This window comes from Providencia sp. Me31A (assembly GCF_050487165.1).
Classification (GTDB): Bacteria; Pseudomonadota; Gammaproteobacteria; order Enterobacterales; family Enterobacteriaceae; genus Providencia.
Genome location: NZ_JBKQGZ010000001.1, coordinates 230076 through 243040, shown reverse-complemented (window position 1 = coordinate 243040; position 12965 = coordinate 230076). Strand labels below are relative to the sequence as shown.

10 protein-coding genes and 1 tRNA gene are annotated in these 12965 nt (G+C 42.1%); 3 read left to right on the top strand and 8 right to left on the bottom strand.

The genetic code is table 11. The annotated features are described in order from the left end of the window. Positions 1–5 precede the first annotated feature (5 nt). From ACLPIE_RS01185 to aspA, 8 genes are all read right to left on the bottom strand, one after another. Positions 6–431, bottom strand: coding sequence for a DcrB-related protein (locus ACLPIE_RS01185; protein WP_430258897.1), 426 nt, complete (start codon positions 429–431; stop codon positions 6–8). Positions 432–646: 215 nt separating this feature from the next. Beyond that, positions 647–946 carry a hypothetical protein gene (locus ACLPIE_RS01180; RefSeq protein WP_430258895.1) on the bottom strand — a complete coding sequence of 100 codons (300 nt, stop codon included), beginning with the start codon at positions 944–946 and terminating at the stop codon, positions 647–649. A gap of 146 nt (positions 947–1092) precedes the next feature. After that, positions 1093–3549 (bottom strand): phage/plasmid primase, P4 family, encoded by a 2457-nt coding sequence (locus tag ACLPIE_RS01175; protein WP_430258893.1) that lies wholly within the window; start codon positions 3547–3549, stop codon positions 1093–1095. Between the two features lie 298 nt (positions 3550–3847). Then, complete coding sequence (locus tag ACLPIE_RS01170; RefSeq protein WP_430258891.1) at positions 3848–5515, bottom strand: DUF6538 domain-containing protein; 1668 nt, start codon at positions 5513–5515, stop codon at positions 3848–3850. Between the two features lie 130 nt (positions 5516–5645). After that, positions 5646–5721, bottom strand: a tRNA-Phe gene (locus tag ACLPIE_RS01165). A 125-nt stretch (positions 5722–5846) separates the two neighbouring features. Next, positions 5847–6419 (bottom strand): division control transcriptional repressor DicD, encoded by a 573-nt coding sequence (gene dicD, locus ACLPIE_RS01160; RefSeq protein WP_430258945.1) that lies wholly within the window; start codon positions 6417–6419, stop codon positions 5847–5849. A gap of 309 nt (positions 6420–6728) precedes the next feature. Then, positions 6729–8051 (bottom strand): anaerobic C4-dicarboxylate transporter, encoded by a 1323-nt coding sequence (locus ACLPIE_RS01155; RefSeq protein ID WP_430258889.1) that lies wholly within the window; start codon positions 8049–8051, stop codon positions 6729–6731. Positions 8052–8189: 138 nt separating this feature from the next. Then, positions 8190–9614 carry an aspartate ammonia-lyase gene (gene aspA, locus ACLPIE_RS01150; protein ID WP_430258887.1) on the bottom strand — a complete coding sequence of 475 codons (1425 nt, stop codon included), beginning with the start codon at positions 9612–9614 and terminating at the stop codon, positions 8190–8192. 438 nt (positions 9615–10052) lie between these two features. On the opposite strand from aspA, the gene ACLPIE_RS01145 reads away from it, so the two are divergent. From ACLPIE_RS01145 to groL, 3 genes are all read left to right on the top strand, one after another. Further along, the gene (locus ACLPIE_RS01145) at positions 10053–10568 is read left to right on the top strand and encodes an FxsA family protein (RefSeq protein ID WP_430258885.1); all 516 of its coding nucleotides are present in this window, start codon (positions 10053–10055) and stop codon (positions 10566–10568) included. A gap of 163 nt (positions 10569–10731) precedes the next feature. Continuing rightward, positions 10732–11025, top strand: a complete 294-nt coding sequence (locus ACLPIE_RS01140) for a co-chaperone GroES (protein ID WP_008914587.1) — start codon at positions 10732–10734, stop codon at positions 11023–11025. A 51-nt stretch (positions 11026–11076) separates the two neighbouring features. Continuing rightward, entirely contained in the window at positions 11077–12720 is a 1644-nt protein-coding gene (gene groL / locus ACLPIE_RS01135) for a chaperonin GroEL (protein WP_430258883.1), read from the top strand. Positions 12721–12965 lie beyond the last annotated feature (245 nt).

Genomic DNA, 12965 nt, shown 5'->3' with positions numbered 1-12965 from the left:
GGCGATTACCCTCTTGGTTGAAAACTAAGTAGGAGAGTATTCATCCATGCCCATTGCTCATCGTTAAAGGCGTTAGGCGATGACATTGTAAAAATCAGGGTTTGGGTATCACTGAAAGGGTAAACGGCTTGAATTTGATAGACTTGCTGCTTCTTGTTCGGACGGTAGCGTGAACTGATAAGATGGCCGTGAATACCATCCTCACCGAGCACGGAAGGCTTTTCTTCAAGGAGTTGCCAATCTTTCAAGGCGCGTTGCAAAAGTTGCTTTTGGCGAACAACATAGTCATCAAAGGTTTCATCAGCGGGTTTGTCATCCCGTGAAATGTTAACCGTATTGCCAGTAGGGGAAATCAGGATGTTGACGGTTTGTTCTTTGTAGCCTTCGGGCAGGCTGATGCTTCCTTCCGTGAATAAACAACGTTGTCCCATGAGTGTGATCCCTTTTCCTGTTCATTATGGTGGCTACTGTATAAAATCAGGTGGTTATTAGTTAAGGTGTTTCCATAAGCTAAATTATCTACAGTTTCTTATGATTGTAAACCCAAAAAGTCAATAACATCGGAATTTATTGAGTGTTTGGAAGGCTGGTGGTTTTGCTTGCTAGTTCCTGTGGGGATGAAAAGCAGGGTTTGCCCCTGCTTATGTTATAACCATGTGACGCTTGGGTAAGCACGTTTTAATGGCATGTATCTTGACTGCTTATTGCGAAACTGCATGTTGACATAGCCAAGCGGCTTGATGATTTCTTTCAGGCATTTAGCCTTCCAGAGCGCATCATTTTCAGATAAGCGGCATTCAGAGTGCGACTTATCGATGTGTTTAAGGATTTCTTCTTGAACTTCTTCTGGAAGAGTTCCCATCGTATGCAAGTCGATATCAAAAGCGGGCTCAAGCAGGTTAGTTTTGTTTGATGTTTCAAATATGATTATGGTATTTCTGTTCACGGTTTTCTCCCATTGGATGCTTGACTACTCTTCACTCATAATAAGTGAAAGAATGGAGTGCCGATTTTTCAGCATTTTCATAAACTTTCCATAGAGAGAATTCACAGAAAAAGTTTACTAATATGCCGTTTAATCGGCACTCAAGATTAGACCACGAAGATCGGATTAATCACTTTATGAGTACTAAGCGGAGCCAAGTCAGGGTCAAGTAAGGCAATGCCTCTAAATCCCGCCTTGTTATTCCGTCTGACTTTCTCGAAGCCACGTTCGACCATTTTCTTCGTGAAAATCCGTTGCGTCATTCGCCACTCGTTACCTTCACTGGCAAAACTTAAAAACGCTTGATAAAGTTCGCTGGCTGCGGTGTAAGCATCCGGTTCTTGCAGACAACCTTCAAGAAATTCACCAATGAGGTCGCTTTCTTGGCGGTACTCATCGTTAGCCGCAATAACCGCAGCAGGGAGTGAGCGTTTAAGGCCTTCTGCATGCCATGCTTGTACGCCTTCCAGTGCCCAATTCAAGATCCCTTGCAGCTCTTTTCCTAATTTTACAGGTAATTCTGGGTCAATCTGAGCTGCCGTGAAGTTTGCCGCAAAAGGAATTAAGCACATCCGCCGCCACATGCCGTGAGACATATCGTAAATGGCAGGCTTGTGGTTACCGATAATCACTAGGCTGAATTGTGAATAAAACTCCAGCTCGTGTTTGCCGTAGACCTGTCTAGCGACTATAATATCGCCGCCTGTCATGCTTTTAATGAGCGTGTCATCAAGGCGACCATTTTCAGGCAATTCATTGGCAACGACTAACCGTTTCCCCGGCAACTTGGCTAATGAGGCATTAGGACCTCCGCTGTTTTTATTCATCATGAGGACGTCACTGTTTATCTGTGTCGCATAGCTGCCCATCAGTGACTGAATAACCTGAATGAACGTCGATTTGCCATTGCTGCCGTGACCGTAGAAGAAAAACAAGAGCTGTTCATCTGTTCGGCCTGTTAAGAAGTAACCCACCAGCCGTTGCAAGAAGCTAGCGAGTTCAGTATCGCCGACGGTGATATCATTAATGAATCGCTCCCATGTTGGGCATTTTGCATTTGGATTGAAATCAACTGGCGTATAACGTGTGATAAGGTCTAGTCGGCGGTTCTCACGGTATTCACCCGTGTTTAAGTCTATAACGCCGTTGGCGACCCCGAGTAACATAGGATCAGCGTCAAGGTCAATTGTACGCACTTCCAATTTAGGCTTCACCAATTCAATCATCGCCTTTAACTTCGGTAGGTTATGAAGTTGTCCGGCTGCTTTTATCAGTTGAGTACCTTTGTTGTCGTCGTCTGCAAGCACGTTATGACCTTCTGCTAGCATGTCAGCGGCAACTTGCTTGGCATACTCCATGACCTGAACACCAGCCGGCTTCCATTGATGATCAACAAAATGGATGAAGCTGTCAGTTTCACGAACATAGCATAAATCATGACCAAACCGACGGGCAAGACGGTTAGCATTACCCACGTCATTGAAGCCCTCAGCACCGCAGGAGTTCGGTAGGTTGGTGACGGGTGTTTCTGTCAGCGGTATAAATGTTTGCTCAGCTTCGAGTGCTTGCCAATCGCCACCTTGACGAATAAACTCATCAATATCACTGCCACGTTGTGGCACAATGTAATGCGTTGCAGATGGGAATTTAGAACGGTATCGGTCACCAGCATCATCATTATCAAAGTAAGTATTGATAGGACGCCCCAAAGAATTGATATAATCAACTTGCGACTGGCTAAGTGAGCCAATCGATGCAAGTACAGGGGCAGTATATCCTGCTTCAATTAGCGTCAAGGCATCATTTTCACCTTCGACAAGGGCAATCGTTCCGGGCTTTTCCAGTGTTTGCTGTCCGTACCAATGCGCTTCTGGCAACCAGTATTTTTTCGGTTGCTGAAACTTGAAGGCCTTTTTCGGGTCTTTAAAGGTAAAGCGAACGATCCTTCCATTGTGAAAGTGCGGGTAGACATATACCCCAGCAGGTACGATATCGATAATGCGACCATTAACTTCACGAAACATGCCGGTAGCTAAGAGGGTTTCATCATCATATTCACCGGAGAGCGTGGCGTAACATTGCCCATCTGCAAAACCGATACGGTGTTGCTCAAGCAATCGCGGTGAGTGTCCACGTTGCTCAACTTGATAGTCTAATGCTTCGTCAGTCAGATTTTGGGCATAGTACAGGGCAATATCCGTGAACACGCTTGAAATCAAGTTATGATCTCGGCTATCTTCTTCGACTCTGATTTCTACAGGTGCAATTGATGGAATTTCACTCGTGCTAGTGAGATAGCGAGCAGCTTCAACGACATCCGTTAGCCCTTTGAGTTTCAATACTAAGTCAAGTACACCTCCGTGCTCTTCGCAAGAATAGCAATGGTATTGGTTGCTATCAGTATACAAGCGAAAACAATCTTTATGATTGCAACATGGGCAGGTCTTATCTTCTGGCTCTAGAATGTTTGAACCACAAGAAATGGTATTGATACCTGTTATTTGTGTGAAAGTATTGCTTATTGAGGTGCTGCTATTTAGAAGTTTAAAATCATGCTTAAGCATAATGTTAATCTCAAGCCACATCTTTTGCGGTGGCACACAATGGAAGGCCGTGGAACACCTTCCGGATGGAGTCGAACTCCATCATCAGATAAGCTTGCTGAGCTATGGAAGTAGATTACTTTCTTGCTATCTTGTTGTAAAGCAATATTTTTATGCCTAAATGCCTCAACTTTGAATTTGTTAGATGGGTGCTGTAAAAACTCGTATTGTAAATATTTGTAAGCTAAATACAGCTTGGTTAATAGATGGTTTTGTCAATGAAATCGGCATGGATGACCACGCCGTAGATTCGAAGGGGTTATGATCGCTTCCAGATATCCAGTACGGGGAGTTCTAACCGAGGTATCGTTTGAATCAGCTCTTTCTTGGCTTCAATAGGGTATGAGCCGTACCCACCGCTGACATCTTCTTGAGCATGACCTGTAATGTCATTTTGGATATCTTTTCTGGCTTTGGTGCTTCGGCAATGTGTGATAAACGTATGCCTAAAGCCATGAGTCGGTTTGATCTCTTTACGGGTGATACCGTGGCTTCGAATGTACTTGCCCCACCAGCGAAGGAAATTATAAGACGACTTGCCCGAGGGCGTTTTTCGTTCAGTAAATAGATAGTGCTCACGGCTTTTGACGTACTCAAGGAAGCCTAACTCAATGATGTGGCTGTGAAGCGGCACAACACGAGATAACCCTGTTTTTGTTGATTGTTCGTCAGTCGATTCGATTTGAATGCAATAAATGCCGCTATCCTTGATGATATTTTCAGTATAGAGCTGAGTAATTTCTTCCACTCTGGCACCTGTATAATACAGAATGATTGGCACCCAGTAGGCCATTGCACCATGAGGCGTTTCTTCACCGTGGAAGAGTGGAGTATTAAAGATAAGGGCGATTTCATCACGAGTGAAATCACGTTCTTTAGCAGTTTGGCGTTGCCGTTTACGTTTAGGCATTAAGCTAACAGGGTTTTCTGAAATAAGCTCATCCTCAGTGGCTAAGCGAAAGATAGACGACAAGGCCATGAGTTGGTTTCTGACCGTTTGAGGGTTGATTTTTTCGACGTTGAGTTCTGCTTGCTCTTTTAACGGTAGCTTCTTAACGGCTTTAGAAGGGCGGCATGGCAACCGCTCAAGGAGTTGCCTAAAATCAGCCATATCTTGCTTTGTAATCGCTTCTATTGGTTTACTACCAATAAATTCCACAAAGCGATTGACGGCTGTCTCGTAGGCTTTAATTCGTTTTTCTGCTTCACGAGGCTCTGCATAGCGGACATGCTCTTTATAGCGTTCAAACATTAGGCTAAAGCTGATTGTGGGCTTAGTGGCTTTTTCTTGAGCGGTGGCAGCATATTTAGGCAGAATGTTAAGTATGTGCATTTCAGCAGCTTGCATTCTATAGTCAGCTAAACGCCATGCTAACGTTACTTTCCATGTTGGCGTAAGTTCAACAGGCATTAGTTCAAGTGACTCTTTTAATTCATGCCTGAGCAATTGGAGCAGCTCGATATCACGTTGCTGATAATCATCAGGGACGTTGATAGCTGGAGAATTAAAAAAATCATCGGCTGGCATAGCAGAGTAGTTAGGGTAATCGTCATTTTTTTCGAGGTAACAACGAATTATCCTACTTTCAGGCGAAAGGTCTAAACCATATAGGGAATCGACTAAATAGCGTTCTTTAATAAGTTCAGGTTGTGGAAGTATGAACGTTAACCAACGATAAGCTATTCGTTCAATATCATCTTTGGTGATAGCTAGCTCAGCGTGCAGAGTGCTTCTTGCCGCATCAATCTCTGCTTGCATTAAGTCAATGACGGCTGGAGCTTTACGTTTTGCTTCTGCAAGGTCTTTGGTTCGCAATGAACGCTTAAGCTCACCTTTTCCGAGGGTGTTTTTAAGGTCGGCAGGGACTGCCATTCTGAGGGTATAAACCCCGTATTTGTTCTTAGTTGGCTGTATCATCGTGCTCATGAATGTACCACCATTCTGTACCACCGTGAAGCAGATTCGGTGATGGGTGAAAGATGAAATTCACTGATAAACCAATAAGTTAATGATATAGAAAGAAAAAACCCCCGCCGAAGCGAGGGTTATAAATGCGTGGTGCCCGGACTCGGAATCGAACCAAGGACACGGGGATTTTCAATCCCCTGCTCTACCGACTGAGCTATCCGGGCAACGGGGCGCATTAAACCGTATTAGGCAGTTTACGTCAATGAGTTTTTCAGAAAAAATGTATTTTTTTTACTGAGTGTTTTCTTTTTCAGCAAAAAGTGCGCATTTAACATGCGGATAGGTATTTTTAGCTTAATGCCCCTTTTTTACGGCATAACGCAATGGCCAAAATATCTTCAGAAAGGTGCTGTGCAGTTTCAACATCTTGAACATCTCGTTGCACTAATAAACGGTTTAGACAGCCTTCAAGTACTAGCTCCATTTGATTAGCAACCAACTCTGAGTCTTCAATATCTAATTCATCCAATAAATTCTTAGTGAATCTAAATGAATTTTCTTTTTGTAAGCGGCTTAATTGGTGAATAGGGTGCTCTGCATCAGGATAGTAATTACAAGCAGAGATAAATAAGCAGCCAGGGAAACGTCCTTCACTAACTTTCTCGGATAATTGTTTATAACGGGCCATGAGCTTTTGTTGTGGGCTTAATGATTCATCGAGCAATGTTTGACGCTGCCAAACTTCAATTTGCTGTCCATGGTAGCGTAGGCAATCATATACCAATGCTTCATCATCAGGCCAAAACTGACGGATGGTGTTGAAATCAGATTCAATTTCATTCAGTAAGTTTTCGGTGGAAGCTGATAATCCTTGAATTTCTAGCTGGCTCAATGCATGACTTAAAATAGTTTCACGTTGGATAGGCATTATTAACTCCATCACAATAATTTCTGATTTCTTCCATCATAGCAATGTTCAATTCTGAATTATAGCTGTTTACTTTATTGTTAATATAAACTAAATATAGATAAATTTTTTTGTCATTTTCTATATTAGATTATTAATATATTTTAAATATTTTTATGATCGTTTTATCCCATGACTAATAATCATTTCATTCGTGACCTTATCTAGATACCGAAAGTCCACATCTTATTGAATATTAAAATAAAAACCCGTGCTTGATAAAACGGCAACGGGTTTTTAGATTGTTGAGTATGATTTATAATTTTATAGGATCATACCACCAAACAAGAAACCAAAGGTAACGGCTAGAGCAACTCCGATGGTTCCAGGAATAAAGAATGGGTGGTTAAAGACAAACTTACCAATGCGTGTCGTACCTGTGTCATCCATTTGTACTGCCGCGACCAGTGTTGGGTAAGTTGGTAGAATAAATAAGCCAGAAACGGCAGAGAACGATGCAATAGCTGTCAGTGGGCTAACACCTAAAGCCAGTGCCATTGGCATCAATGCTTTTGCTGTTGCTGCTTGTGAATATAATAGCGCAGAGCAGAAGAAGAAAATCACCGCTAGCATCCATGAATGTTCATGTATGACATCTCCCGCAGTTGCCTTGATCCAATCAATGTTGTGTTGTACGAAAGTATCACCTAACCACGCCACACCTAAGATACAAATACATGCGCTCATACCTGCTTTAAAAGTACTTGAATTCAAGATAGCATCGGTGCTTACACGGCATAGTACAGTAATTAACGTCGCAACAGTCAACATGATAACTAAAATAGCATTAGTCGTGTTTCCTAGAGGGTCACTAATAATAGCAACACTTTTACTGTTCAGAATGGCATAACAAACAACACCAACAACGCCGAGTAAGAAGAGTAGAACAGATGATTTAGCGCCTGCTTTGATTTCTTTTGCTTGGCTGCCGCGTAGTTCAATTAAGCCTTCAGCTAAACGTTTTTGGTAGACAGGGTCATCAGACAGCTTAGAGTTGAATGTCCAAGAAACAATGAAAGACATCAAAATGATAGCGAGAAAAGTTGCTGGTAATAAAATACTCAACAAAGTGATATAGCTAACTGTATTTTCAGCGCCTACCATTTGAGCATTATCCATGACCGATGCCATGTAGACAACCGCAGCAGAAATTGGCGATGCAGTGATACCAATCTGTGCAGCAACAACGGCGGTGGAGAGTGGGCGACATGGTTTAACACCTTGCTCTTTAGCCACTTCAGCAATAACAGGCAGTGTTGCTAAAGAAATATTACCTGTACCTGCAAAGAGGGTTAGAAAGTAAGTGACAATCGGGGCTAGGATCGTGATGTATTTCGGATTGCGGCGTAGTAACTTTTCTGTTTGAGCAACTAAATAATCCAAGCCTCCTGCAATTTGCATTGCAGAGATAGCGGCAATAACAGCCATGATGATGGAGATAACGTCAAATGGAATGCTACCTGGTTTTACGCCAATTGCTGCGAGTACCAGTACACCAAGGCCACCGGCAAAGCCGATGCCTATCCCACCTAAACGGGCCCCCAAAAATATGGCCAGCAGAACAATGATAAATTCTACGGCTAGCATAGTGTTTACTCCTCGACAAAATTAAAATTTTGAAACTGTTATGTTAATTTTTTGTGTGTGTAAGAATCAAAAAAGGCACGCTTTCTGTTGAGAGGCGTGCCTTTATTTTTAAGTATTATTTATGATAAACATAAATTTTTAATCATCAAAACGTTTTGCTTTATACGCTGGATGTTTTAAGTTTTCAACAGAGAAAATATCATCCAATTCAGCTTCAGTCAGTAAACCGCGTTCAAGGACAACTTCACGTACGCTCTTACCGGTTTCAGCACAAATTTTACCCACGATGTCACCATTATGGTGACCAATGAATGGGTTTAGATAAGTGACGATACCGATTGAGTTAAACACGAATGCTTCACAGATTTCTTTGTTCACTGTAATGCCGCTAATGCATTTTTCTTGCAAGTTACGGCACGCGTTGCTCATCAGAGAGATAGACTCGAACATGGCTTGGCCGATGGCAGGCTCCATTACGTTTAACTGTAATTGGCCGGCTTCTGCTGCCATTGTTACACAGATATCGTTACCGATAACTTTAAAGCATGATTGGTTAACGACTTCAGGGATCACTGGGTTAACTTTTGCTGGCATGATAGAAGAGCCTGCTTGTAACTCAGGTAAGTTGATTTCTTTAAGACCTGCGCGAGGACCAGAAGATAACAGACGTAAATCGTTACAAATCTTAGACAGTTTCATTGCCAGACGTTTTAAGCCCGCATGAACCGTGATATAAGCACCGCAGTCAGATGTTGCTTCGATTAAGTCTTCTGCTGGGACGCAAGGTAAACCCGTCACTTCTGCTAATTTTTTGACCGCTAACTCAGCATAACCTGGTGCGGTATTCAAACCTGTACCGATAGCAGTTGCACCTAAGTTAACTTCGAGTAGTAATTCGATACTGCGTTTTAAGTTTTTCTCTTCTTCTTTTAAAAGAGTAGCGAAAGCATGGAATTCTTGGCCGACGGTCATTGGAACTGCATCCTGTAATTGGGTACGGCCCATTTTCAGAATGTCTTTGTATTCTTCAGCTTTAGCTTCAAAGCCTTTTTTCAGGTAGTCAACAGAATCAATTAATTTCAGTATAGAGTTATATACTGCGATACGAAACCCTGTAGGGTAGGCATCGTTAGTTGATTGGCTTTTATTAAGGTGGTCGTTAGGGTTTAAGAACTCATACTCGCCTTTTTTATGGCCCATAAGTTCTAGGCCAATGTTTGCAAGAACCTCGTTGGTATTCATGTTTAGTGATGTGCCCGCACCACCTTGGAATACGTCAATAGGGAACTGGTCCATGCATTTGCCTTCATTTAAGACAACATCACAAGCTTTGATGATCGTTTCGGCGATATTACGTGGAATAGTGTGTTGTTCTTTATTGGCTAAAGCAGCCGCTTTTTTAACCATAACCATGCCACGAATAAATTCTGGGACATCATTAATGGTGCGGTCGCTGATATAAAAGTTTTCAATCGCACGCAGAGTATGAACACCATAATAGGCATCGGCTGGAACTTCTTTTTTACCTAACAGGTCTTCTTCGATACGAGTATTGTTTGACATGAGAACCTTCTTAATTAGATTACAGTTACTGTCCGGTTATGCGCTTTTAAAAAATCTATATATCGTAAAACAAAATTCACAAGTGATTAATATTGTAAAATTGAAATTTACAAGCAATCAACACTGCTTACTTCTTTATCAGTATTATGATCTACTAATTTATGAGTGAATCATATGCTTTTAATCATATATTGCCTTGTACCTAGATCACTATATAGTTTGATTTATGCAACAGATTTCACATTGTGTGACAACCATCACAGATAAGAGCTGTTAATCAAAAAAATCTGTGAGTTGAAAAGCGTTATATCTACCCCAATTATTATGGCTATACTAAAGAAAAAAGCGAATGTTGATAGTTGTCTCTTAGATGCAGTTCACAAAGGTTTTCCAAGGGGCGTAAAATAAACGGTAGATTATTGAAATAAAGGAGAACTTGTGCGCTGGTTACCACTTATTCTGATATGTGTCCTTGTTTACATTGAATCCGTCATTTTTGTTCGAGTAGCCTCTGAGGTTGGCGTTTTAATGACGTTGGTTTTGGTGGTTTTAACCTCTTGCTTAGGGGTATCACTCGTCAAAAATCAGGGGATGAAGAATGTCCTACAAATTCAGCAAAAACTAGCTTCGGGTGAAAGCCCCGCAACGGAGATGATCAAAAGCGTTGCGTTAGTTTTAGCGGGTTTTTTATTAATTGTTCCAGGATTCTTTACTGACTTTATTGGTTTGTTGTTACTACTTCCGCCAATTCAGAAGCTGATTGTTATGCGGTTAATCCCTCATATTCGTTTCTACCAATCCGGTAGTGGCTTTAGCCAAGGTGCTAATGGAGGATATCAGCACGGTGATACTTTTGAAGGTGAATTTCAGCGTAAGCAGGATGATCCTTCTTTTAAGATTGATAATAACGATAAATCTGACTCATCAGCTAAAGACGACAGTCCTAAGTCGTAAACCCACCCTATTTATGGGGATATAAAAAAGAAAAATTTTTTCTATCCCCCCTTGAAGTCCCTCTCTCCCGCCCCAATCTGCTCAAACATGGTACTAGTTTATTTAAGACATGCTGGTATCGTCCTTTTACCTAGTATGGACTTTATTTATAGGAGAACTATTAATGAAAATTCGTCCATTGCATGATCGTGTTATCGTTAAACGTAAAGAAGTTGAATCAAAATCGGCAGGCGGAATCGTTCTTACCGGGACTGCTGCAGGCAAATCAACTCGTGGTGAAGTTCTTGCGGTAGGCAACGGTCGCATCCTCGAAAATGGTGAAATCAAAGCTCTGGATGTGAAAGTTGGTGATATCGTAATTTTTAACGACGGTTATGGCGTGAAAGCTGAAAAAATCGACAATGAAGAAGTCCTGATCATGTCTGAAAGTGACATTCTGGCAATTGTTGAAGCGTAATTTTCACTTAAAACTTCTCAACGAACGAAAAGAATTTGAAGGAAAGAGATAATGGCAGCTAAAGACGTTAAATTTGGTAGTGATGCACGTACGAAAATGCTTCGTGGTGTGAATGTTCTAGCAGACGCAGTAAAAGTGACGTTAGGTCCTAAAGGCCGCAACGTAGTTTTAGACAAATCTTTTGGCTCACCTGTTATCACCAAAGATGGTGTTTCTGTAGCACGTGAAATCGAATTAGAGGATAAATTCGAAAACATGGGTGCTCAGATGGTTAAAGAAGTTGCTTCTAAAGCTAACGATGCTGCGGGTGATGGTACAACAACCGCAACAGTTTTAGCGCAAGCTATCATCACTGAAGGCTTAAAAGCGGTTGCTGCGGGTATGAATCCAATGGATCTGAAACGTGGTATTGATAAAGCCGTTGTTGCCGCAGTTGAAGAACTGAAAGCACTGTCAGTACCATGTTCAGACACAAAAGCGATTGCTCAGGTGGGTACTATTTCTGCAAACTCCGACGAAACCGTTGGTCGTTTAATCGCAGAAGCGATGGATAAAGTCGGTAAAGAAGGCGTTATCACAGTAGAAGAAGGTACTGGTCTGGAAGATGAGCTGGATGTGGTTGAAGGTATGCAGTTTGATCGCGGTTACCTTTCCCCTTATTTCATCAACAAACCAGAAACTGGTGCAGTTGAATTAGAAAACCCATTCATTCTGTTAGTTGACAAAAAAGTTTCTAACATCCGTGAATTACTGCCAGTATTAGAAGGCGTTGCGAAAGCAAGCAAACCACTGTTAATCATCGCGGAAGATGTCGAAGGCGAAGCGTTGGCTACTCTGGTTGTTAACACTATGCGTGGTATTGTTAAAGTTGCAGCAGTTAAAGCACCTGGTTTCGGCGACCGTCGTAAAGCCATGTTGCAAGATATCGCTATTCTGACTAACGGTACTGTTATCTCTGAAGAGATTGGTATGGAGCTGGAAAAAGCGACATTAGAAGACTTAGGTCAAGCGAAACGCATCGTTATCAACAAAGACACAACCACTATCATTGATGGTGTAGGTGAAGAAGCTGCGATTGCTGGCCGTGTTGCACAAATTCGTCAACAAATCGAAGAATCAACCTCAGATTACGATCGTGAAAAACTGCAAGAGCGCGTTGCTAAATTAGCGGGCGGTGTGGCTGTCATTAAAGTTGGTGCAGCAACTGAAGTTGAAATGAAAGAAAAACGTGCTCGTGTTGACGATGCTTTGCATGCAACTCGTGCAGCGGTTGAAGAGGGCGTTGTTGCTGGTGGTGGTACTGCACTGGTTCGCGTTGCGGCGAAACTGGAAGCTATGACTGGTGAAAACGAAGAACAAAACGTGGGTATCCGTGTTGCTCTGCGTGCGATGGAAGCGCCAATGCGCCAAATCGTTACTAACGCAGGTGAAGAAGCGTCTGTGGTTGTTAATAACGTTAAAGCAGCGAAAGGTAACGAAGGTTACAACGCAGCAACAGATACTTATGGCGATATGATCGACATGGGTATTTTAGACCCAACTAAAGTGACTCGTTCTGCTCTGCAATTCGCAGCATCTATTGCAGGCCTGATGATTACCACTGAAGCGATGATCACTGATCTACCAAAATCAGATGCACCTGATTTAGGTGGCGCTGGAATGGGCGGCATGGGTGGAATGGGCGGTATGATGTAAGCCACTAGGCAAACATCACACATCGGTAGTGGCTAATTAGCGACTACCCGCCAATATAAGACCAGCACTGTTAGTACTCCTAGCGGTGCTGGTTTTTTTTAATTCTTTATTGATTGGTTAAAAGAGCTATTATTCATAACATCAATTGGTGATTAGTGAGATATACCATTTATTTTTGCCTAAAGGTCACTCAACAGGTTATATTTAGCGTAAGGTAAAATGGTTTGAATAAGTAAACAACAGGG